Origin of the sequence: Arenimonas sp. GDDSR-1, from assembly GCF_025980345.1 — a bacterium.
GTDB lineage: Bacteria > Pseudomonadota > Gammaproteobacteria > Xanthomonadales > Xanthomonadaceae > Arenimonas.
In genome coordinates this window covers 1-22,300 of the sequence record NZ_JAPDUI010000029.1, presented here as the reverse complement: position 1 = coordinate 22,300, position 22,300 = coordinate 1, and the positions used below count along the sequence as shown (strand labels likewise).

Below are 22,300 nucleotides of genomic sequence, written 5' to 3'. Positions count from 1 at the left end.
GCTGGCCCTGCTGCCGATTCCACTCATCCTGTTCGGCACCTTCTGGTTCCAGAAGCGTCTGTATCCGCGTTATGCCGCGGCGCGTGAAGCCGCCGCCGGCGTGTCCAACCGGCTGGCCAACAACCTGCAGGGCATGAGCACCATTCAGGCCTATACCGCCGAAAACTTCGAAGCCGAACACCTGCGCGCGGCCAGCGACGGCTTCCGCGAACACAACCGCGAGGCCATCCGCTACTCGGCGGCAATCACCCCGGTCATCCGCATGGCGATTCTGGCCGGTTTCGTGATGACCCTGCTGTACGGCGGATCACTGGTGCTCAAGGGCGAACTCGGTGTCGGCAGTTATTCAGCGCTGGTGTATCTGACTCAACGCCTGCTGTGGCCGATGACGCGGCTGGCCGATATGACCGATCTGTACCAGCGGGCCATGGCCTCGGTCGATCGGGTCATGGATCTGCTGGACATCGCGCCGGCGGAAGACGGAACGGCGGCGGTGAAAGCACCGGTGCGCGGCGCGCTCGCGTTCGATGCGGTCGGCTTCGCCTACGGCACCACCCCGGTGCTGCACAAGGTCAGCCTGAACATTCCTGCCGGCGCCACCATCGCCCTGGTCGGCGGAACCGGCAGCGGCAAAAGCACGCTGATCAAGCTGGCGCTGGGCTTCATTGAGGCGCAATCCGGTGAAATCCGATTCGACGGCGAGGATCTGCGCACGCTGGCAAAGTCATCCCTGCGCGCCGCCATCGGTTATGTCGCCCAGGAACCGTTCCTGACCGATGGCAGCGTGGCCGAAAACATCGCCTACGGACAACATCCGGATCCGGTACGGGTGCGAGATGCGGCAATCGCGGCCGAAGCGCACAGCTTCATCAGTGCGTTGCCGAATGGTTACGACAGCCCGGTCGGTGAACGCGGCAGTCTGCTGTCCGGCGGCCAGCGCCAGCGCATCGCGTTGGCCCGTGCCCTGTACAAAAATCCGGCCCTGCTGATACTGGACGAGGCGACCTCGGCGGTCGACAACGAAACCGAAGCGGCCATCCAGCGCTCCTTGGCCAAGCTCAATCACAGCCGGTCCTGCCTGATCGTGGCGCACCGGTTGTCGACCGTGCGTTTCGCCGACTGCATCCATGTGCTGGAAAACGGGCGCATCGCGGAGTCCGGCACGCACGAGGAACTGCTCAAACAAAACGCCGCTTACGCGGCGCTTTGGAAACTGCAGACCGGCGAAACCGTTTAAGGTTTCACGAAACGCAGGGTCATGCGGTCGCTTTCGCCGATGGCCTGGTATTTGGCGCGGTCCTTGTCGCCCTGGCCGTAGGTCGGCGGCAGGGTCCAGACACCGCCCGGATAATCCTTGGTGTCTTTCGGGTTGGCGTTCACTTCGCTGCGGGCATCCAGCTTGAAGCCGGCCTTGGTGGCCAGCGCGATGACCTGCGCTTCGGACACGTAGCCGGACTTGTCGTCATCGGCGACATCCTTGGCGGCGCGATGTTCGACCACGCCGAGCGTACCGCCTTTTTTCAGCACCGCGAAGAAGCCGGCGAACATGCCTTCGGCCTGTTTGGCCATGCGCCAGTTGTGTACGTTGCGGAAGGTCAGCACGGCATCGGCCGAACCGGGCGCGCCGAACACCGGCTTGGCCGGATCGAATTCAAGCAGCACGGCTTTGCCGTAGATTTCCGGCTTGGCGGCGAATTTGTCGCGCAGGGCCTGGTTCTGTTTGGCGTAATAGGCTTTCGAGCTTTCCTTTTCGATGGTTGCCGGATTGTTGACCGCTCCGGTGTAGCTGCCGTGCTTAGTAGCGTAAGGGGCGATGATTTCGGAATACCAGCCGGCACCCGGCCAGATTTCGATGACCTTGCTGTGCGGGGTGATGCCGAAGAACGTCAGCGTTTCCAGCGGATGGCGGTATTGGTCGCGGGCCGTGTTTTTCGGATCGCGCCAGTCGCCTTTGAGGATCTGCTGCAGCATCTCGCGGTGATGCGCGGCTTTCATTTCCGGCGTCATGCCTTTTTCATGGTCCATGCCTTTGCCGTCCATCGGCATGTCGCAGGCCTTTTTGCCGTCGCCGTGATCCATGCCGCACATGGCTTTGGGTGCGCTTTCGGCAGCCGGTGCGGCGGCATGGTCGTGTTGGGCAAAGGCGGTGGCGGATGCCAACACGCCGATGGCGGCAAACAGATGATACGGCTTCATGAAAAATCCCTTTGGTTGACGGTAGGGCAACAGTCTATCGAATTTCAAAGACCGCTGTCAGGGCTTCGGCGGATGCAGCTTGTCCCCGGTGAACACTTCGTTGGCCTTCTGGAACAGGGCCACGGCCCGGTCTTCATCGGCACGCCGGCCGGAAACGCGGGTCAGTTCGCCCTCGGCATCGACGGCGAAGGTTTCCACCCGCTTCTTCGGCCCCAGCACGATCAATTGGCGATTGCCATCCGGGGTCGGCGTCAGATAGCCGAGCTCCTGGTAGTTGACCAGGAATGCGCGCGGTTCAGGCGCAGGGCCGAGCAGATCCTGACCGAAGAACACGCCGCCGGTGCGGATGCCCAACAAAGCCAGTACGGTCGGCGGCAGATCAATCTGGCTGGCCATCGCCTCGATCCGGCGCGGCGCCAGTTTTGCCGGCCAGTACAGCATGGCCGGAATCCGGTATTTATTCGGCGGCAGGCTCTGCTTGCCGGCCACCGAGGCGTTATGGTCGGCCACGATGATGAACAAGGTGTCTTTGAACCAGGGCCGGCGTGCCGCGCGGACCAGAAAATCGCCGATGGCCCAATCGGTGTATTTGACGGCACCATCCCGGCCGGATTTGGAAGGAATGTCGATATGGCCTTCGGGATACACATAAGGCCGGTGATTGCTGGTGGTCATGATGTGCAGGAAGCGTTTCTGATTGCTTGCCGAATCGCGCTCAAGCTGATCGATCGCTTCATTGAACAACAGTTCGTCGGCCACGCCCCAGATGGTGGCGAAATTCTGGTTGGCTTCGGTGAAATTTTCGCGATCGCTGATGCGGTAGCCGTTGGCACGGAAGAAGGCGTTCATGTTGTCGAACGCACCGTAGCCGCCGTAAAGAAACATCGGCTCGAACCCGTTCTTGCGCAACATGCCGCCAAGAGTGTACAGATTGTCATTATGTGCGCGTCGTACGATGGACTGTCCGGGCAGGGGCGGCAACGCAACCGACAGACCCTCAAGACCACGCACGGTGCGGGTACCGGTGGCGTAAAGATCGGAGAACCAGATACTCTCGCCGGTCAGGCGGTCCAGATTCGGCGTGATGTTGTTCTTTTTGCTGCCGTAGCTCTGCATGAAACTGGCGCTCAGGCTTTCAATCTCGATGACCACGACATGCCTGGGAGCCAGCGGACTGGGATTCGGAATGTCGCGCGCCGGATCCGGCCATTTCGGCGCCAGTGCTGAATACTGCGGTTCCGGCAGCGTCCGGTAGTAGCGCGTGAAATCCAGTTCGTTTTCACGCGCGGCGCGGAAGAAGCTGGCCGGGCCGTTGTGCGCGAGCTCCAGGTTGAACTGGTTGGCACTGGTGGTCTTGCCGGCATAATTCAGCGACCAGCCACCAACCACCCAAAACAGTGCCGCACCCAGAGCCGCCAATCCAACACGGCGCAGCAGGCCGAAAGCCGGCGCCGGCGCCAATGGCCAGCGCCGGAAAACCAGCCAGGAAAGCAGGCCGGCACCGAGGGCCATGCCGCCGAAAATTGCCGGCAGCGAATACGATTCACGGATATTGCCGATCACCTCGTTGGTGTAGATCAGGTAATCGACGGCGACGAAATTGTAGCGGGCACCGAATTCATTCCAGAACACGAATTCGGAAATGGCCACGAACAGCAGGAAGGCACTGAGCGCGAATACCGCAAGGATCCGTTTGGCACGCAGTGGCCAGCGCTGTGGTTTTCCGGTATGCGTCAGCGCCGTGAAAACCAGCAGAAACCCGCCGAGCGCCAAGGCAAAAAGCAGGTCGCCAACCAGACCGTGGCCGAATACGCCGAGCAGTTCGCCGATGCCGTGGTCAACACCCGGCCAGGCCACGGCCAACAGACCGATGCGGGTCAGGGTGGAAAACAGCAGGCTGATCAGGGCGGCTAAAGCCGGAACATAGAGGGCTTGATGACGCAGACGATGCATGATGGCTCCAGAGCGGCTGACGGGGCCCCTGCGGTTATTGTATTCCAGCCAGACGACCGGCGCGAAAAAACGGGCCGTGCGGACTTAGGGAACGGGTTTCAGCGTGTCACACGCGGGCGCGAAGCTCCAGCACAGGGCTTGCGGCAGGGCCGCGCGCCAGGCCGCTTCGTTGTGCCCGGCTTCGGCGGCGGCAGTGAAGTGCAGTGCGGCCGTGGCCGGCAGCGTGGCTTTCCAACGCGCGGCCATGGCTTCGGCATCGGACTGCATGTCGTCGCCTTCGGAGCCGCCGACATAAATGTAAACCCGCTGGCCGGGGCGCAGGGGCGTGCCTGCCGTTTCCTGCGCGATGGCCGGGGAAAACCAGTAACTGGGCGAAAAGACCAACGCGCGGCCGAACACCTCGGGGTGACGCATCACCGCCGCATGCGCCATCAGCCCGCCCATGGAGCTGCCGGCAACCGCGGTTGCGGCGGGGCCCGGCTGCGTCCGGTAGCGGGCATCCACCGCCGATTTCACCGTGCCGATGAGGTCGGCCAAATAGGCTTCGCCCTTGGCGGGTGCGAACTCGGGGTTGGTCCATACGCTGAGCTCCTGCATGCGTGCTTCGCCGCCATGGTCGATGGCCACGGCAATCACTGCCAGGCCATGCTTTTCATGCAAGGCGTCGAGTACTTCATCGGCACCCCATTCGCCGGCATAGCTGGTCGCGGCATCGAAGACGTTCTGACCGTCCATGAAATACACCACCGGATAGCGGCAGTCCGTGCAGTCGGCGTAACCCGGCGGCAGATACACCCGTACGGTGCGGTCCACGCCCAGCGCCGGCAAGGCCAGGCCGAAGGTTTCGAAACGCGGCAGATCGGCCACCGATGCGGCGCGCGGTTGCGGCTCCTGCGCCTGCCGGTGCATGAGCAGATAGGCGGCCGCCGAAGCGACCAACACGCCGGCCACCAGGCCCGCAAGGACAAAACGCACGGGGGTGGATTTCATGACCGGGCTTAGGCCGCCGCCAGGGCGGCGTTCAAGGTGGCGCTGGGGCGCAGTGCCGCCGCCATTTTTTCCGGGTCCGGACGGTAATAGCCGCCGATATCCACGGCATGGCCCTGCACCGCCAGAAGTTCAGCGACGATCTTCGCTTCGTTATCGGCCAAGGCTTTGGCCAGCGGTGCGAAGCGCGCTTTCAAGGCGGCATCGGCGTCCTGCACCGCCAGCGCCTGCGCCCAATACAGGGCCAGATAGAAATGACTGCCGCGGTTGTCGATGGTGCCCAGCTTGCGGCCCGGTGATTTGTCGGTGTCGAGGAAGCGGCCGTTGGCGATGTCCAAGGCATCGGCCAGAACGCGGGCGCGGGCATTGCCGGTGGTTTCGGCCAGATGTTCGAGCGAAGCCGCCAAGGCCAGGAACTCGCCGAGTGAATCCCAGCGCAGGTAATTTTCGGCGGTGAACTGCTGCACGTGCTTCGGCGCCGAACCGCCGGCACCGGTTTCGAACAGACCGCCGCCGGCCATCAAGGGCACGATCGACAGCATCTTGGCGCTGGTGCCCAGTTCCATAATCGGAAACAGATCGGTCAGGTAATCGCGCAGCACGTTGCCGGTCACCGAAATGGTGTCCAGGCCCTGGCGGGTGCGTGCCAGCGTGTGTCGCATCGCCTCCACCGGCGCAAGAATGCGGATGTCGAGCCCGGCGGTGTCGTGCTCATTCAGATAACGCTCGACCAGGGTGATGAGATTGCGATCGTGCGGCCGGGCGGCGTCCAGCCAGAATACCGCCGGGGTGCTGCTCAGGCGCGCGCGGTTGACCGCCAGCTTGACCCAATCACGCACCGGCGCGTCCTTGGTCTGGCACATGCGCCAGATGTCGCCGGCTTCGACCGTGTGCTGCATCAGCACCTCGCCATCGGCATCGAGAACGCGCACCACGCCGTCGGCCGCGATCTGGAAGGTTTTGTTGTGCGAACCGTATTCTTCGGCGGCCTGCGCCATCAGGCCGACGTTCGGCACCGAGCCCATGCTGGCCGGGTCGAATGCGCCGTTGGCTTTGCAGTCGTCGATGACCACCTGATAGATGCCGGCATAGCAGCGGTCGGGAATCACCGCCTTGGTGTCCTGCAGTTTGCCTTCGGCATTCCACATGCCGCCGCTGTCGCGGATCATGGCCGGCATCGAGGCATCGACAATGACGTCGCTCGGCACATGCAGATTGGTGATGCCTTTGTCGGAATTGACCATCGCCACGCCCGGACGCACGGCATACTGCGCGGCCAGATCGGCTTCGATTGCAGCGCGCACCGTCTCCGGCAGCTGCGGTAAACGGGCGACCAGATCGCCGATGCCGTTGTTGGCATCGAATCCGGCTTCGTCCAGAACTGCCGCATGCTTGGCCAGCACATCGGCGTAGAAACGCTTGACCGCGATGCCGAACATGATCGGATCGGACACCTTCATCATGGTCGCTTTCAGATGCAGCGAGAACAGCACGCCCTGGCTGCGGGCATCGGCGATCTGTGCATCGATGAACGCCGCCAGCGCCTTGGCGCGCATGACCGAGGCATCGAGCAGTTCGCCGACGCCGACCTTGAGATCGCGTTTGAGCAGGAAGCGCTGGCCGTCATTGCCGGTGAACTCGATGACCACATTGCCGGCCCGGGCGATCTGCACCGATTGCTCGCTGCCGTAGAAATCGCCGTCGGCCATGTGTGCCACGTGCGTTTTCGAATCGGCACGCCAGGCCCCCATTTTGTGCGGATGCTTGCGCGCGTAATTCTTCACCGACAGCGGGGCGCGGCGGTCGGAGTTGCCTTCGCGCAGCACCGGGTTGACCGCACTGCCCATGACCCGGGCATAACGCGCCTTGATGTCCTTTTCCTCGTCGCTGCGCGCTTCTTCCGGAAAATCCGGCAGGGCATAACCCTGCGCCTGCAGTTCGGCGATGGCGGCCTTGAGTTGCGGCACCGAAGCGCTGATGTTGGGCAGCTTGATGATGTTGGCTTCCGGGCGGGTGGCCAGCTGGCCGAGTTCGGCCAGATCGTCGGCGATGCGCTGCGGTTCCGGCAGGCGGTCGGCGAACTGGGCGATGATGCGCCCGGCCAGCGAGATGTCGCGGGTTTCCACGGCCACGCCGGCGGCGGCAGTGAACGCGCTGACGATCGGCAGCAGCGATTGGGTGGCCAGGAACGGGGCTTCGTCGGTCAGCGTATAGATGATTCTGGAGGTGTCGGACATGGGATCGGCGTCTCGGGGTCAAGCGGTTGGCGCCGCTACGGATGGGCCGTATGCGCCACCGAACCGGGGTTCGTGAAGTGGGCTTATTGTCGTTGATTTCGGGGGTTTTGGGAAACAAGCCGGGGGCGGGGCCGCTGCATCCCTGTGTTGGATATAATCGTACTTTGCCGAAGTCCTTCGCATGAACACTTTCATCCTCGATTTCGACGGCACGCTGTGCGACACACGTCCGGTCATCCGCCGCGCGTTGCTGGAACTGTTCAAGCAGGCCGGACGCGCCATTCCCGACGACCTCGATCTCCTTTCCCTGATAGGCAACGGACACACCATTCAGGAAACCCTGCAGATTCTCGGTGTCAGTGCGCAGCATGTCCCGCAGTGGATATCGGACTACCGCCATTTGTACAGCCGGCATGAGCATCTGGCCGGCCTGTTCGACGGCGTGGCCGATACTTTATCCACCCTGCACGCCCAAAGAGACCGTCTGGTACTGTTGAGCAACAAAGGCCATATGGCGGTCGAGCGCGCGCTGCTGGCCTTGGATATCGGCCGGTATTTCGATCTGATTCTTGCCGAACAGCCGGGGCAGCCGGGAAAACCGGATCCGTCGGTGTTCAGCCAGCGCATCGCACCGGCGTTTTCAGGCCTCAAGCCATCCGGGTGCATCATGGTCGGCGATACCCGCACCGATCTGGCGTTCGCAAAAGCAATCGGCAGCCGCGCGTGTTTCGCGGCATACGGCTATGGTCAGGAGAAGGATTGCCGTGCCGTGGGCTATGATTTCCGTCTGGAATCTTTCCCGGATATTTTGACGATTTGAACGGCGGCGGGATTACGGCATAAGCCGCCTCGACGAATGCGTCGGCCGCTACTTCCCGATGCAGAAACTGGAAAAAATCCGGCCGAGCAGCGCATCGGCATCCATGTGCCCGGTGATTGAACCGATGGCGTGATGCGCCAGACGCAGTTCTTCCGCAGCCAGCTCGGCCTGGGCCTGATTGCACAATCCGGTGGCGGCGGCCAGATGCGCGGCGGCCAGATCAAGGGCCTCGAGATGCCGGGTACGGGCGCTGAAACTGCCCGAGCCCGTTTCGCCGAAACCGGCGGCCTGCGCCAACGCATGGCGCACTGCTTCCAGGCCCTCACCGTGTTTGGCCGAAAGCCACAGATGCACGCCGTCGGCACGTTGTTCGCGGCCGATGGCATGACCGCTCAGGTCCGATTTGTTGTGCAGCCAGAGCACGCGCGCGCCGCCGTTGTGCAGGGCTTCTTTCAGCGCGGCGGCATCGTCTTGGCTGTCATCGAGCACGGCCAGTACCAGATCGGCTTTGGCCAGTTCGCCGCGGGCGCGGCGGATGCCTTCGGCTTCCACGGTTTCCTCGGTTTCACGCAGGCCGGCGGTGTCCACCAGGGTCAGCCACAGACCGCCGACCTGGATGGTTTCACGCAGCACATCGCGGGTGGTGCCGGCGATGTCGGTAACGATGGCACGGTCTTCGCCGGCCAGGGCATTGAGCAAGGACGACTTGCCGGCATTGGGCGCGCCGACGATGACCGCATGCAGGCCGTCCATCAATCGCTTGCCCTGCTCGGCCTCGGCACGCAGCTGCGCCAGATCGGCCCGGCAGCGCTCCAGCCGATTGCGGATTTCCGGCGCGGCGAGGAAATCGATTTCCTCATCGGGAAAATCCAGTGCCGCTTCCACATACACGCGGGCATGCACCAGCTGCTCGGCCACGGCGTTGCAGCGCTGCGAGAACACACCGTCCAGCGAGCGGCGGGCGGCGCGGGCCGCGGTTTCCGATTGCGCGGCAATCAGATCGGCCACGGCTTCGGCCTGGGCCAGATCGAGTTTGTCGTTGAGGAAGGCGCGCTCGGTGAACTCGCCGGGGCGGGCGTCACGTGCGCCGAGACGGCGGCATTCGCGCAGAATCGCATTGAGCAGGGACGGATTGCCGTGCGCCTGCAGTTCCAGAACATCCTCGCCGGTGTACGAATGCGGGCCCTGGAAATAAATCAGCACGGCGTCATCAAGCACCTCGCCGGCACCGTCGCGCAGATGCGCATGCAGTGCATGGCGGGGCGTCATCGTTTGCCCGCACAGGCCTTCGCCGATGGCGCGGGCCTGCGGTCCGGAAACCCGCACGATGCCGATGCCGGCCGAACCGAACGCGGTGGCCAGAGCGGCGATGGTGTCGTTCGGGGACGGCATCGCGCGCGCCGGATTATTTCGCCGGCGCGGGATGGTGGCCGTGCGTGCCGTATTTGCGGGTCATCCACCACTGCTGGGCCAGGCCGAGCAGACCGTTGGTGACCCAGTACAGCACCAGACCGGACGGGAAGAACGCCATCATCACGCCGAAGATGAGCGGCATGAAGGTCATCATCTTCTTCTGCAACGGATCCATGCCCGGGGTCGGTGTCAGCTTCTGGGTCAGGAACATGATGATCAGGTTCAGCGCCGGCAGGATGAAATACGGATCGGCGTCTGTCAGGTTCTGGATCCAGCCGATCCACGGCGCCTGGCGCAGTTCGACCGATTCCACCAGCACCCAGTACAGGGCCAGGAAGATCGGAATCGGAATCAGCATCGGCAGACAGCCGGCGGCCGGATTGATTTTTTCCTTCTTGTACAGTTCCATCTGCGCGACCGCGAATTTCTGGCGGTCGTCGCCGTAGCGTTCCTTCAGCGCCTCGATGCGCGGCTGGATGGCGCGCATTTTCGCCATGCTCTGGTACTGTTTGGCCGACAGCGGGAACAGCACGGCCTTGAGCACGATGACGATGGCGATGATGGCCCAGCCCCAGTTGCCGAGCAGCTCGTGCAGCTTGGACAGCAGCCAGAACAGCGGTTGCGCGAGGAAACTGAAAATGCCGTAATCCACGCTCAGGTCGAGCGTCGGATGCACGGCATTCATCGCTTTCTGCGCCTTCGGACCGACCCACAGGCGGTCTTCGCGGCTGTGGCTGGCGCCCGGCGCCAGCACGGTTTCACCCGAGATGCCGCGCACCAGATAGTAGGCCTGCGACAGCGGGCCTTCGGTGGCGATGGAATAGGTCTGGGTATCGCCCTTGGCCGGCAGCCAGACCGACACGAAATGGTGCTGCAGCATGCCGAACCAGCCGTCGGTGATCGGCTTGTTCGGACTCTGGATCACGCCGTCATCGTAGTAATCGGCGAATTTGATTTTTTCGTATTTGTCGGGCTCGCCGTACCAGGCCGAACCGACGAAGCTGAAGGATTCCGGGTTGGTGAAGCCGGCATGTTTCGGCGGCGGCGGCGGCGGAATGCGCTTGAGCTGTTCGTAGGCAAAACCGGACCACGGCGCGGTGCCGGTGTTGCGCAGGGTCTGCTGCAGGCCGATCTCGAATTTGCCGCGCTGCAGGACCAGGGTTTTGGTCAGGCTGATGCCGCTGGCATCGGTCCAGGTAAACGGAACCGACAGGCTGTCCTGGCCGGTCTGCAATTCATAGCGGCGCTTGCCGTCCGCGGTGCTGAATACCGCATTGTGATTCGGTTCGGCCGCGTGCGTGCGGGTCAACCAGCCGGATTCGGCGACGAAGAAATCGGTTCCGGCGTCATCCAGCAACAGCACGTTTGCGCTGCCCGGCTTTTTTTCCTTCGGATAGGTCAGCAATTCGGCGCGGATGATGCTGACGCCTTTCAGATCCACGGTCAGGCGGTACACGTCGGTGAGGATTTCCACCGTTTGCGCGCTGCCGGCCGGTGCTGCCACGGGCAGCGTCGGCGCGCCGGCGGCGGGCGCGGTGGGCAATGCCGGCAAACCGCCGGCAGCGGCGGGCGCCGGCGCGAGCCCCGCGGGAGCATTGACGGCCGGTGCCGCAGGCGTCGGCGTCGGGGTTTGCCACTGCTGGAACAACAGAAAGGCGACCGCCAACCAGGCAATCAGAAGGAACGTACGGGTTTGGTTCATGGGATGGTTTCAGCAAGCGGCAGGGCAAGGCGCCAATTTTACTGTGTTTGGGTGCCGCGCGCCTGTTTTACAAGGGCGCGGGGACTGCAATTATTGAAAACAGGCGTTCCAGCTCGGCACGGACCGCGGCATTGCCGGCATCGCGGGCGCGCGGCTGTGCCACCAGAACATAATCGCCCGGGGCTTTCGGACAGCCGCGGAAACATTCGCGGCACAGGCGCTTGAGCCGGTTTCGGGACACCGAAAGCGGCACCGCTTTTTTCGGCACGGCCAAGCCGAGCCGGGCGGGTGACGTACCGGACAGGAAATACAGGCGAAAAAATACGCCCGAGTGCTTCAAGCCCGTTTTGAACACGGCTTGGAACTCAGGCGCGGCACGCAGACGTGCGGATTTCGGAAACGGCTGTGGCGACGGATCGGCCATGGCCAAAGGCAGCCCTGGGGCTGCCGGAGGGTTAGACGCAGAGGCGGGCGCGGCCCTTGGCGCGGCGGCGGGCCAGAACCTTGCGGCCGTCAGCGGTCTTCATGCGGGCACGGAAACCGTGGTCGCGTTTGCGTTTCAGATTGCTGGGTTGGTACGTGCGTTTGGTGGCCATGACGGCACCTCGTTCAAAAGGGGGTGAAGTGAACTGGAAAGTATAATGGCTTCACGGGCTTGCCGTCAAGTCAAACAGCGCTTGGCAGAACCCGAGGCAACAGGCTAGACTGGTCAGCCGAGTGAGTTATCCACAGAAGATTTAACCCCGCATGAACGTTTGGTCGCAATGTTTGCAGCGTCTGGAGCAGGAATATCCGGCAGAAGATGTCCATACCTGGCTGAAACCCCTGCAGGCCAGCCGGCACAGTGACGAGCTGCAGTTGCTCGCGCCGAACGCCTTCGTGGTCGATCAGGTCCGCGAACACTACCTGCCGCGCATCCAGGAACTGGCCAAACACTATGCCGGTGCCGACATGGCCGTGCGCATCCAGGTCGGGTCCAGCCCGAAAACGCCGGCACCGGCCAAGGCCGCCGCCAAAAAGGCGCCGGAAGCCGAATTCCAGGGCAATGTCGACGGTCACTACACTTTCGATAATTTTGTGGTCGGCAAGTGCAACCAGATGGGGCATGCCATGGCCCTGCAGGTCGCTAAGAATCCGGGCAAAGCCTACAACCCGCTGTTGCTTTACGGCAGCACCGGATTGGGCAAAACCCACCTGATGTACGCCGCCGGCAATTACATGCGCGCCCACAACCCCGGCATGCGCGTGTTGTACCTGCGCTCGGAGCAGTTCTTCAACGCCATGATGAAAGCCCTGACCGACAAGACCATGGCACAGTTCAAGAAGCAGTTCCAGCAGGTCGATGCGCTGTTGATCGACGACATCCAGTTTTTTGCCGGCAAAAATACCACCCAGGAAGAATTCTTCCACACCTTCAATTCGCTGGTGGACGGCAAACAGCAGATCATCCTGACCTGCGACCGGTATCCGCGTGAAGTCGAAAATCTGGAGCCGCGGCTGAAGTCACGGCTGGGTTGGGGCCTTTCGGTGGTATTGGAGCCGCCGGACGATGAAACCCGGGCCACCATCCTGATGGACAAGGCGCAGCGCCGCGGCATCGAACTGCCGGCCGATGTGGCCTGGCAAATCGCCAAACGCCTGCATTCCAGCGTGCGCGATCTGGAAGGCGCATTGAACACCCTGGCCGCACGCGCCAACTTCACCGGTCGCCCGATTACCCTGGAATTCGCCCAGGAAACCCTGCGCGATCTGATGCGCGCGCAGGCGACCGTGATTTCTTTGAGCAATATTCAGAAAACCGTGGCAGACTACTATCAATTGAAGCTGACCGACCTGTTGTCGGCACGCCGTACGCGCTCTCTGGCGCGGCCGCGTCAGGTTGCGATGGCTTTGGCGAAAGAGCTGACCGAACACAGTTTGCCGGAAATCGGCGAGGCGTTCGGCGGCCGTGATCACACCACCGTGCTGCATGGTTGCCGGGTCGTTGCCGGGCTGCGCGAATCGGATGGGAAAATCCGCGAGGATTGGGATAAATTGGTCCGGAAATTGACGGAATAAGATTCGGAGCAAGTTGTGGATAAACTGTGATTGGATCCGAGACCGAAAACTTATCCACAATTCGCACACACCCGATAAGGCCATTCTTCACCACCCTTATCAGTTGATATAAATGTTTTAAATCAAATAGTTATAGAGTTATCCCGCGATTTTTCCAACACTACCACCACCACCAGTTTGAATAATTAACTTAGTCATTGGAATCCCACTATGCGTTTTAGCCTCTCCCGTGAAGCGTTTCTGAAACCCCTGCAACAGGTCGTGAATGTGGTTGAACGCCGGCAGACCTTGCCGGTGCTGAGCAATCTGTTGGTGCAGGTGGAAAACGGGCAATTGAGCCTGAAAGGAACGGATCTGGAGGTCGAGCTGGCGGCCCGCTGCAGCATCGATGATGGCCAGGACGGCGAAGTCACCATTCCCGCGCGCAAATTGTTCGACATCGTGCGTGCCCTGCCCGACGGCAGCAAAATCGTGCTCAGCCATTCCGGAGACAAAGCCACCATCCAGGCCGGCAAAAGCCGTTACACCTTGGCTACCCTGCCCGCCCGGGATTTCCCAGAGAATGACCAGCTGGCCATCATCGAGCGCATCCGCGTGCCGGAAGCGGCACTGAAGGAACTGATCGAGCGCACCGCTTTTGCCATGGCACAGCAGGATGTCCGCTATTACCTCAACGGCCTGCTGTTCGACCTGAAAGGCACCACCCTGCGTTGCGTATCGACCGACGGCCATCGCCTGGCCTTGTGCGAAACCGAACTCAGCGAAAGCGTGGAAAACCGGAAACAGATCATCATGCCGCGCAAGGGCGTGCTTGAACTGCAACGTCTTCTGGAAGACGGCAGCGACGACATCGAACTGGAAGTGGGCAACAACCATCTGCGCATCAGCCGCAGCGATGTCACCTTCAGCACCAAGCTGATTGAAGGCAAATTCCCGGATTACGAAGCGGTTATCCCAATCGGCGCCGATAAGGAAATGCGGGTCGACCGCGATCTGTTGCGCAACGCCCTGCAACGCGCTGCGATTCTGTCCAATGAGAAGTTCAAAGGGGTGAAGCTCGATATCAATCCCGGTGTACTCAATATCGTGGCGCATAACCCGGAACAGGAAGAAGCCCAGGAAGAAATCAGTATCGATTCGACCATCGAAGGCATCAGCATCGGCTTCAACGTCAATTACCTTCTCGAAGCCCTGTCGGCCCTGCGCGAAGACACGGTGTTGATCAAACTCCGTGACGGCAACTCCTCGGCCCTGGTCCGCGAGGCCAGTCACGAGCGCAGCCGCCATGTGGTCATGCCTCTGCGCCTGTGATGCATCTGACTGAACTGCAGGGCGCCAACCTGCGTTGTTTCTCCGAGTTCTCATTAACGCCCGTTTCGGGCGTTAATCTTTTACTGGGCGAAAACGGTGCCGGCAAAACCAGCATCATCGAAGCCATCCATATCCTTGGCTACGGCCGCAGCTTCCGTGGCCGTATTCGGGATGGCCTGATCAAACAGGGGTCCAGCGCGTTGCAAATCACCACCCGTTGGCAGGATGCGCAGGGCGCGCTGCACCAAGCCGGCCTGCAACATGGCGGCAACGACTGGCAGGCCCGTCACGATGGCAGCGATGTCGACAATCTCAGCCAGTTCTGCAGTCACTTTCCGGTACTCAGCTTCGAGCCGGGCAGTCATGCCCTGATTTCAGGCGCGGCCGAAAACCGGCGCCGTTTCGTGGATTGGGCGTTGTTTCACGTGGAACCGGATTTTTTCCCGCAATGGCGGCGCTTCAACCGGGCCTTGAAACAACGCAATGCCCTGTTGAAAACACAACCACAGACACAGACGCTCGCGGCCTGGGATAGGGAATATGCCGAATCCGGAGAAGCAATTCATTTTTATCGGCAACACTATCTGGATACCCTGAACCCCGGGTTTCACGCCCTTTGCCAGGAGTTCCTGCCCGAATGCGGGCCGGCGGCCTTGACCTATAGCCCGGGCTGGCGTCACACCCAGATGGGCCTACTGGACGCCCTGCGCATGAACCAGGATCGCGACCTGCAGACCGGATTTTGCGGGGTCGGGCCGCACCGGGCGGATTGGCAGGCTAGTTTAAATGGTCAACTGCAGCCAGAGCACTTTTCGCGCGGTCAGGCCAAACTTCTGGCCCTATCCGCCTTGCTGACGCAGGCCCAGCAGTTCGTGGCTGAAAAGCAGTTCTGGCCCATCCTGTGCTTCGATGATCTGGCTTCAGAGCTGGATTCCAGCCATTTTCAGCGGGTCCTACACTGGTTATCGGGAACGCAGGCCCAAATCTGGATCAGCGGCACCGACACCCTGCCCATCTATGGCCAAATCTTCCCCGTGTTGAAGCTGTTTCACGTGGAACAAGGCCGCATTTCCACCACGCAATAAGGATGGCTGGCAAAGCGGATTTGGTGTATAATCAAAGCCTTGCCTATTTTGTTAAAATAGCCATATAAAACAAACGCTTGAAGCGCTCTTTCGGAGTTTAAACGATCGCATGACGGAACAAGAACGCACGGGTTCGGAATCGACCTACGATTCCAGTCGCATTACCGTCCTTCGGGGCCTGGAAGCCGTCCGCAAACGCCCGGGCATGTACATCGGCGATGTGCATGACGGCACCGGCCTGCATCACATGGTGTTCGAGGTGGTCGACAATGCCATCGACGAAGCCCTGGCCGGCCATTGCGATACGGTCACCGTGACCCTGCACAATGACGGCTCGTGTTCGGTTTCCGACAACGGGCGCGGTATACCGGTCGACATCCACAAGGAAGAAGGCGTTTCCGCCGCCGAAGTGATCCTGACCGTGCTGCATGCCGGCGGCAAGTTCGACGACAACAGCTACAAGGTTTCCGGCGGCCTGCACGGCGTCGGCGTGTCCGTGGTCAATGCCCTCTCGTCGTCGCTCTGGCTCGACATCTGGCGCGACGGCGGCCACTACCAGCAGGAATATGCGCTGGGAGAACCGGTGTATCCGATCAAGAAGGTTTCCGATTCGGCCAAGCGCGGCACCACGCTGCGTTTTCTGCCCAGCGCCGAAATCTTCACCGACGTCGAATTCCACTACGACATCCTGGCCAAGCGCCTGCGCGAACTCAGCTTCCTCAACTCCGGCGTGCGCATCGAACTGATCGACGAGCGCCCGGAAGGCAAGCGCGACCTGTTCGAATACGAAGGCGGCATCGCCAGTTTCGTCGAACATCTGGCGCAGCTGAAAACACCCCTGCACAGCAAGGTCATCGCCGCCAGCGGCGAGAAAGACGGCATCGTGGTCGACATCGCGCTGCAGTGGACGGATTCCTACCAGGAAACCATGTTCTGCTTCACCAACAACATTCCGCAGAAAGACGGCGGCACCCACTTGATCGGCTTCCGTTCGGCCCTGACCCGCACGCTCAGCAATTACATCGAGCAGAGCGGCATCGCCAAACAGGCCAAGATCGCGCCGACCGGCGACGACATGCGCGAAGGCATGATTGCCGTGCTGTCGGTGAAAGTGCCGGATCCGAGCTTCAGTTCGCAGACCAAGGAAAAACTGGTGTCTTCGGAAGTGCGGCCGGCCGTGGAAGCCGTCATCGGCCAGAAGCTGGAAGAATTCCTGCAGGAAAATCCGGCCGAAGCGAAAGTCATCGCCGGCAAGATCTGCGACGCCGCCCGCGCCCGTGAGGCCGCGCGCAAAGCCCGCGACCTGACACGCCGCAAAGGCGCGCTGGACATCGCCGGCCTGCCCGGCAAACTGGCCGATTGCCAGGAAAAAGATCCGGCGCTGTCGGAACTGTTCATCGTCGAAGGCGACTCCGCCGGCGGCTCGGCCAAACAGGGCCGCAACCGCAAGACCCAGGCCATCCTGCCGCTGAAAGGCAAGATCCTGAATGTCGAGCGCGCCCGCTTCGACCGAATGCTGGGTTCCGCCGAAGTCGGCACGCTGATCACCGCGCTCGGCTGCGGCATCGGCAAGGAAGAATACAACCCGGACAAGCTGCGCTATCACCGCATCATCCTGATGACCGACGCGGACGTCGACGGTTCGCACATCCGCACCCTGCTGCTGACCTTCTTCTACCGGCAGATGCCGGAGCTGATCGAGCGCGGCCACATTTACATCGGCCTGCCGCCGCTGTTCAAGATCAAGCAGGGCAAGAACGAGCTGTATCTGAAAGATGTGCCGGCGTTGAACGCCTATCTGGTCAGCAATGCGGTCGACAACGCCGAGCTGGTACCCGGCGAGGGCGCTCCCGCCATCCGCGGCGAGGCTCTGGAAAAACTCATGCTGCAGGTGGTTGCCGCGCAGGAAGTGATGGAGCGTTTCGCCTACCGCGTCGATGTCGATGTTCTGCAGGCTGTGCTCGACAGCCGCGCCCTGCGCATGGAGGATTTCGACACCGCCGGCGCCCTGGCCGATTGGGCCGCGGCGCTTGAAGCCAAGCTCAACAACCGCGGTGCCGGCAAGGCGCGCTACGCCATTTCGGTGCAGACCGCCGGTGATGAGCAGCAGGGTGCGCTGGTCATCGAGAAACAGCACAACGGCCTGCAGGTCATCCAGACTGTGGCCGCCAGCCAGCTGGTCACCGGGGAACTGCGCCTGATCAACGAAGTGGCGCAGACGCTGCACGGCCTAATCCAGCCCGGCGCCAGTGTGCAGCGCGGCGGCAAGACCCTGGCCATCAGCCGTTTCGCCGAAGCGCAGGCCTGGCTCCTCGACGAGGCCAAGAAAGGCCGCACCATCCAGCGCTTCAAAGGCCTGGGTGAAATGAACCCCGAGCAGCTGTGGGAAACCACGGTCAATCCGGAATCGCGCCGTCTGCTGAAAGTCAAGATCGAGGATGCCGTGGCCGCCGACCAGATCTTTTCGACCCTGATGGGCGAGCTGGTCGAGCCGCGCCGTGACTTCATCGAGGAAAACGCGCTGAAAGTCGGCAACCTCGACATCTGATGATGAACATGAACGGCTCCGGATTTTCCGGAGCCGGCTACTTGAGTGATTTGGCTAGAGGATTTACTCTATCCCTCCGGCTGAACGGTATTAGGAAAAGTCCATGAACAAGCAAAAATTCTGGGTGGCGGCATCGGTCTGCGTCTTCCTGCTGGCATCGTCTGCGGCTTCCGCCCAATCCGGCGGCACCCGCGATCGCCTGAAGGCCGAGAAATGCTATGACACCAAAGGCAATCCGGTCAGTTGTGATGAACAGGCCAAAGCCGCCGCGGCCGCACCGGTTGCCAAATACCCGAATGCCACGCGCGCCGAGCCGGTGATGCCGAAGACCAAAATCAAGAAAGAGTGGGAGGCCATGGTCAAGGCCTCCAACAGCAAGGACCCCGCCGTGCTCAAGGCCGCCGCCGACGCGGTTCTGGCCGCGCCCGAAGCCTCCAATGAAGAAAAATCGGAAGCCTATTTCCAGAAATACATCGCCCAGATCACCGCCGATGCGACCAACTACGCCGCCATGTCGCAGCTGGCCGAAGCGGCGGTCAAACAGGGCGGCCTGAGCAACAACAAGCACTACGATCTGATGCGCAATCTCGGTCTGCTGAAGATCAACGACAAGAAGTACGCTGAAGCCCTGGAGTACCTCAACCGCTTCTCCGCCGAAACCGGCATCGTCGATGACCTGCAGGTGCTGAAGAACAAAGGCAATGCCAATTACCGCCTGGGCAAATATCCGGAAGCGATCGCCACCCTGAAGAGCGCCTACACCCTCGACAAGGGCGCCGATCCGAACATCGCCATCATGTTGATGGATTCATACAACAAGACCGGCCAGAAGGCCGAAGCCAACCGCATCGCCGATGAAGTCGCCAAGAGCGCCAGCGCAGGCGCCGCCGCCGGCGACAGCAGCGGCCAGGTGAAACAGCTGCTGGTGCTGGCCAATGCCAAGCAGTACGACAAAGCCGCCAAGATCTTCGATGAGCTGTATGCCAAGGGCCAGATCGCCACCCTGGCCGAATACGAGGCCGGCTATATTTCCTATTCCTATTTGCAAGGCAAGGAAGCCCAGGCCATCAAGATCATCAATGACGGCATGGCCAAAGGCGTCATCAAGCCCGATGCCACCGTGTACAACATCCTCGGCCAGTCCTATTACTACACCGACCAGCCGAAATCGGCCATCGAGGCCTGGGGCAAGGCAGCCGGACTCTCGGCCAAGGGCACCTATGATGCCCTGCAGGCCCGGGTCTATGCCGAAGAAGGCGACTATGCCAAGGCCAAGGCTTCGGCTCAGCGTGCGTTAAGTAAAGGTGTTGAGAATAAGGGTGATGCCTACCTGATCATCGCCGAGGCCGAATCCGAGTTCGGGCTCGACAACCCGGCCGCCATGATCGCCGCCCTGAAAGAGGCCGCCAAGGACCCTGAAACCCAGGCCGAGGCCAACAAGCGCCTGAAACAGGCCGGCGCCAAGTAAGCGCTTGGCAGGCCTTTGGAATTTGTTGTAAACTTCTAGGTTCCCGCGTGTTTGCGGGTCACGGCGCAGAAGCGTCATTGAACATCCATTAATGCAGAGCCGCCGCCACATGACGGATTTGAAATCAAAATACGAGCAGCAGAACAAGATCAGCTGGCCCCGTGTCGCCGGTAACGCCGCGGCCATCGCCGTTCACGTGCTGATTTTCATGATGCTGATGGCACCCGTTTCGGCCCCGGATTCCAAGAAAGGCGAGGACACCGTGACCATGGTCTCGTTCGCCGAACCACCACCGCCGCCGCCGCCACCACCGCCGCCGCCGCCGGATCCGCCGAAAGAACTGAAAAAGCAGATCATCCAGACCACGCCGCAGAAGAGCCCGCCGCCGCCGGATGAACCCCCAATGGTTTACGATACGCCCGGCCCGATGGATTCGCAGTCGCCCCCGACCCCGCCGGCTCCTCCGGCCGGCCCGCCCGCCGATTTCGGCGGCGGTGATGTGGATGCCTCGACCCGTGCCCAGTATCCGATCAAATATCCGCCGGCTGCCGCCCGTGTCGGCGCTACCGGTACCGTGGTCATCCAGGTGACTTACGACGCCAACGGCACCGTGCTCGAAGCGTCGGTGCACAAATCCAGCCGTAACCGCGATCTGGACCGCGCGGCACTCGCCGGTGTCCGGAAGTGGAAAATCAATCCAGGCAAAAAGAACGGTCAGCCGGTAGGCGGCTCCGCTCTGGTAAGCGTTGACTTCACGATGTAATTTGACCGCAGTACCGTTTTTTCTTCTTTAACCAACTTATAAAGGTATTCCTTATGTTGCAGGACCTCATTTTAACCGCTACTGCCGCCGCTCCCGCTGCGGGCGGCTCGTCCAACAACGCTGAAGCCCTGCAGCAAATGGGTTTCAGCCACATGGTGCAGAACTTCGACGTGGTCGGTCTGGTGGTGTTCATCACCCTGATCATCATGTCGGTCGGTTCCTGGTGGTACACCGTGGTCAATGCGATCAACAACGGCCGCATTGCCTCGAACGCCGACCGCATCGTTGAGACCTTCTGGTCGATCAAGAACCCGCGTGAAGCGCGCCAGTTCCTGGAAGAACAGAAACCGAGCGAGCCGTTCTCGAAAATCGCGCTTGACTCCATCGAAGCCGCTTCCCACCAGGAAGGCAATGCTCTGGCCCAGAGCCTGAGCAAATCCGAGTTCGTCGACCGCGCCCTGCGCCAAGCCGTGACCCGTGAAAGCGCCAACATGGAAAACGGCCTGACCTGGCTTGCCACCGTCGGCGCCACCGCGCCGTTCGTCGGTCTGCTCGGTACCGTCTGGGGCATCTACCACGCCCTGATCCGAATCGGCCAAAGCGGCCAGGCCTCGATCGACGCCGTTGCCGGCCCGGTCGGTGAAGCGCTGATCATGACCGCCTTCGGTCTGTTCGTCGCGATTCCGGCGGTGTTGGCCTACAACGCCTTCAACCGCAGCAACCGCAACATTTACTCGAAGTTCGACACGTTCGCTCACGACCTGCACGATTTCTTCGCGACCGGTTCGCGCGTCGGCAACAAGTAATCCACTTCCCGCTCGAGGATTCCACCCATGGCCTTCAGTTCAAATTCCAGCGGCGGCCCGATGGCCGACATCAACGTGACCCCTCTGGTCGACGTGATGCTGGTGCTGCTCATCATCTTCATGATCACCGCGCCGCTGATGGCGCATAAAGTGAAGGTCGAGCTGCCGACTGCGTCTCTGGACAAGAAGCCGGAAATCCTGGTACCGCCGGTCACGATCGCCATCAGCAGCAATGGCGACGTGTACTGGAACGACCAGCCGATGGGCAGCGTCTCCGATCCGCAGAACCTGAAAAACCGCCTGGAAGTCAATTTGGCCACCAATCTGGCCAAAGAACCGCAGCCGCAGGTCGATATCCGTGCCGATGAAGATACCAAGTACGAGAAAATCAAGGCGGTCGTGACCATCGTGCGCGAAGCCGGCATGCGTAAAGTCGGTTTCGTGTCCATGCCCGAGCGCAACTAAGGAAGCAAGACTATGGCATTCAGCTCCAACTCGTCCGGCGGTGCAATGTCCGACATGAACGTGACCCCTCTGGTCGATGTCATGCTGGTGCTGCTGATCATCTTCATGGTGACCGCGCCGCCCTTGTCCTACCAGATCCAGGTCGATCTCCCGCAGAAGTCCACGGTTGATCCGCCCAAGGAAAAAGAGCCGCCGGAACCGATCGACATCCATGTCCAGACCGGCGGTACGGTGGCCTGGAACGGCAGTCCGGTACCGATGGCAACCCTGCAGGCGCAGTTCAATGTGGAAGGCGCACGCGATGTGCAGCCGACCATCAACATCACGGTTGATCCGGATGCCGAGTATGAAACTCTGGCGAAGGTGTTGGCACGGACCAAGAACGCCGATCTTAAAAAAATCAGCTTCCAGGAATGAAAAGCGCCCCGCAAGGGGCGTTTTTTTTCAGATGAAAAGCTTTCAACGACTCACCTTACTGTTTCTGATGC

19 protein-coding genes are annotated in these 22,300 nt (G+C 61.4%); 11 read left to right on the top strand and 8 right to left on the bottom strand.

Annotated elements, in window-relative coordinates:
- Positions 1–1,237: ABC transporter ATP-binding protein (locus Q0W88_RS06485; protein WP_297801302.1), on the top strand; the 1,237-nt coding region annotated here is incomplete at its 5' end.
- Here Q0W88_RS06485 and Q0W88_RS06480 read toward each other — a convergent pair.
- From Q0W88_RS06480 to Q0W88_RS06465, 4 genes are all read right to left on the bottom strand, one after another.
- Positions 1,234–2,025: a methyltransferase gene (locus Q0W88_RS06480; protein WP_297801304.1), complete on the bottom strand. Its 792-nt coding sequence runs from the start codon at positions 2,023–2,025 to the stop codon at positions 1,234–1,236. The genes Q0W88_RS06485 and Q0W88_RS06480 overlap by 4 nt on opposite strands.
- 228 nt (positions 2,026–2,253) lie before the next feature.
- The gene (locus tag Q0W88_RS06475; RefSeq protein ID WP_297801300.1) at positions 2,254–4,149 is read right to left on the bottom strand and encodes an LTA synthase family protein; all 1,896 of its coding nucleotides are present in this window, start codon (positions 4,147–4,149) and stop codon (positions 2,254–2,256) included.
- Between the two features lie 84 nt (positions 4,150–4,233).
- Positions 4,234–5,139: an alpha/beta hydrolase-fold protein gene (locus Q0W88_RS06470; protein WP_297801297.1), complete on the bottom strand. Its 906-nt coding sequence runs from the start codon at positions 5,137–5,139 to the stop codon at positions 4,234–4,236.
- Between the two features lie 8 nt (positions 5,140–5,147).
- Entirely contained in the window at positions 5,148–7,373 is a 2,226-nt protein-coding gene (locus Q0W88_RS06465) for an NADP-dependent isocitrate dehydrogenase (protein ID WP_297801294.1), read from the bottom strand.
- Positions 7,374–7,554: 181 nt separating this feature from the next.
- On the opposite strand from Q0W88_RS06465, the gene Q0W88_RS06460 reads away from it, so the two are divergent.
- Positions 7,555–8,193: an HAD family hydrolase gene (locus Q0W88_RS06460; protein WP_297801292.1), complete on the top strand. Its 639-nt coding sequence runs from the start codon at positions 7,555–7,557 to the stop codon at positions 8,191–8,193.
- A 48-nt stretch (positions 8,194–8,241) separates the two neighbouring features.
- Here the strand turns inward: Q0W88_RS06460 and mnmE are convergent, their stop codons facing one another.
- From mnmE to rpmH, 4 genes are all read right to left on the bottom strand, one after another.
- Positions 8,242–9,585, bottom strand: a complete 1,344-nt coding sequence (mnmE, locus tag Q0W88_RS06455; RefSeq protein WP_297801290.1) for a tRNA uridine-5-carboxymethylaminomethyl(34) synthesis GTPase MnmE — start codon at positions 9,583–9,585, stop codon at positions 8,242–8,244.
- A 13-nt stretch (positions 9,586–9,598) separates the two neighbouring features.
- Positions 9,599–11,308, bottom strand: coding sequence for a membrane protein insertase YidC (gene yidC, locus Q0W88_RS06450; RefSeq protein ID WP_297801288.1), 1,710 nt, complete (start codon positions 11,306–11,308; stop codon positions 9,599–9,601).
- Positions 11,309–11,375: 67 nt separating this feature from the next.
- A complete protein-coding gene (gene rnpA / locus Q0W88_RS06445) occupies positions 11,376–11,732 on the bottom strand; it encodes a ribonuclease P protein component (protein ID WP_297801286.1) in 357 nt (118 codons plus the stop codon).
- A 31-nt stretch (positions 11,733–11,763) separates the two neighbouring features.
- Positions 11,764–11,904, bottom strand: a complete 141-nt coding sequence (gene rpmH / locus Q0W88_RS06440) for a 50S ribosomal protein L34 (RefSeq protein WP_188449585.1) — start codon at positions 11,902–11,904, stop codon at positions 11,764–11,766.
- Between the two features lie 151 nt (positions 11,905–12,055).
- Here rpmH and dnaA point away from each other — a divergent pair, with 151 nt between their 5' ends.
- From dnaA to Q0W88_RS06395, 9 genes are all read left to right on the top strand, one after another.
- Entirely contained in the window at positions 12,056–13,366 is a 1,311-nt protein-coding gene (gene dnaA / locus Q0W88_RS06435) for a chromosomal replication initiator protein DnaA (protein ID WP_297801282.1), read from the top strand.
- Between the two features lie 210 nt (positions 13,367–13,576).
- Positions 13,577–14,677: a DNA polymerase III subunit beta gene (gene dnaN, locus Q0W88_RS06430; protein ID WP_297801281.1), complete on the top strand. Its 1,101-nt coding sequence runs from the start codon at positions 13,577–13,579 to the stop codon at positions 14,675–14,677.
- Positions 14,677–15,762 carry a DNA replication/repair protein RecF gene (gene recF / locus Q0W88_RS06425; protein ID WP_297801279.1) on the top strand — a complete coding sequence of 362 codons (1,086 nt, stop codon included), beginning with the start codon at positions 14,677–14,679 and terminating at the stop codon, positions 15,760–15,762. Before dnaN ends, recF begins: the two co-directional genes overlap by 1 nt.
- Positions 15,763–15,871: 109 nt before the next feature.
- A complete protein-coding gene (gyrB, locus tag Q0W88_RS06420; protein ID WP_297801278.1) occupies positions 15,872–18,310 on the top strand; it encodes a DNA topoisomerase (ATP-hydrolyzing) subunit B in 2,439 nt (812 codons plus the stop codon).
- Between the two features lie 103 nt (positions 18,311–18,413).
- Entirely contained in the window at positions 18,414–19,778 is a 1,365-nt protein-coding gene (locus Q0W88_RS06415) for a hypothetical protein (RefSeq protein WP_297801276.1), read from the top strand.
- 109 nt (positions 19,779–19,887) lie between these two features.
- Positions 19,888–20,541, top strand: a complete 654-nt coding sequence (locus tag Q0W88_RS06410; protein ID WP_297801274.1) for an energy transducer TonB — start codon at positions 19,888–19,890, stop codon at positions 20,539–20,541.
- 53 nt (positions 20,542–20,594) lie between these two features.
- Complete coding sequence (locus tag Q0W88_RS06405; protein ID WP_297801272.1) at positions 20,595–21,347, top strand: MotA/TolQ/ExbB proton channel family protein; 753 nt, start codon at positions 20,595–20,597, stop codon at positions 21,345–21,347.
- 27 nt (positions 21,348–21,374) lie between these two features.
- Positions 21,375–21,812, top strand: a complete 438-nt coding sequence (locus Q0W88_RS06400; RefSeq protein WP_297801270.1) for a biopolymer transporter ExbD — start codon at positions 21,375–21,377, stop codon at positions 21,810–21,812.
- Positions 21,813–21,824: 12 nt separating this feature from the next.
- Positions 21,825–22,229: a biopolymer transporter ExbD gene (locus Q0W88_RS06395; protein WP_297801268.1), complete on the top strand. Its 405-nt coding sequence runs from the start codon at positions 21,825–21,827 to the stop codon at positions 22,227–22,229.
- The last annotated feature ends 71 nt before the right edge of the window (positions 22,230–22,300 follow it).

Coding starts and splice junctions, on each gene's coding strand:
- Q0W88_RS06410 (WP_297801274.1), top strand. CDS start 19,888: ATGACGGATTTGAAATCAAAATACGAGCAGCAGAACAAGATCAGCTGG.
- Q0W88_RS06400 (WP_297801270.1), top strand. CDS start 21,375: ATGGCCTTCAGTTCAAATTCCAGCGGCGGCCCGATGGCCGACATCAAC.
- Q0W88_RS06470 (WP_297801297.1), bottom strand. CDS start 5,139: ATGAAATCCACCCCCGTGCGTTTTGTCCTTGCGGGCCTGGTGGCCGGC.
- yidC (WP_297801288.1), bottom strand. CDS start 11,308: ATGAACCAAACCCGTACGTTCCTTCTGATTGCCTGGTTGGCGGTCGCC.
- Q0W88_RS06475 (WP_297801300.1), bottom strand. CDS start 4,149: ATGCATCGTCTGCGTCATCAAGCCCTCTATGTTCCGGCTTTAGCCGCC.
- Q0W88_RS06480 (WP_297801304.1), bottom strand. CDS start 2,025: ATGGACCATGAAAAAGGCATGACGCCGGAAATGAAAGCCGCGCATCAC.
- Q0W88_RS06460 (WP_297801292.1), top strand. CDS start 7,555: ATGAACACTTTCATCCTCGATTTCGACGGCACGCTGTGCGACACACGT.
- mnmE (WP_297801290.1), bottom strand. CDS start 9,585: ATGCCGTCCCCGAACGACACCATCGCCGCTCTGGCCACCGCGTTCGGT.
- Q0W88_RS06405 (WP_297801272.1), top strand. CDS start 20,595: ATGTTGCAGGACCTCATTTTAACCGCTACTGCCGCCGCTCCCGCTGCG.
- rpmH (WP_188449585.1), bottom strand. CDS start 11,904: ATGGCCACCAAACGCACGTACCAACCCAGCAATCTGAAACGCAAACGC.
- Q0W88_RS06395 (WP_297801268.1), top strand. CDS start 21,825: ATGGCATTCAGCTCCAACTCGTCCGGCGGTGCAATGTCCGACATGAAC.
- dnaN (WP_297801281.1), top strand. CDS start 13,577: ATGCGTTTTAGCCTCTCCCGTGAAGCGTTTCTGAAACCCCTGCAACAG.
- gyrB (WP_297801278.1), top strand. CDS start 15,872: ATGACGGAACAAGAACGCACGGGTTCGGAATCGACCTACGATTCCAGT.
- recF (WP_297801279.1), top strand. CDS start 14,677: ATGCATCTGACTGAACTGCAGGGCGCCAACCTGCGTTGTTTCTCCGAG.
- Q0W88_RS06415 (WP_297801276.1), top strand. CDS start 18,414: ATGAACAAGCAAAAATTCTGGGTGGCGGCATCGGTCTGCGTCTTCCTG.
- Q0W88_RS06465 (WP_297801294.1), bottom strand. CDS start 7,373: ATGTCCGACACCTCCAGAATCATCTATACGCTGACCGACGAAGCCCCG.
- rnpA (WP_297801286.1), bottom strand. CDS start 11,732: ATGGCCGATCCGTCGCCACAGCCGTTTCCGAAATCCGCACGTCTGCGT.
- dnaA (WP_297801282.1), top strand. CDS start 12,056: ATGAACGTTTGGTCGCAATGTTTGCAGCGTCTGGAGCAGGAATATCCG.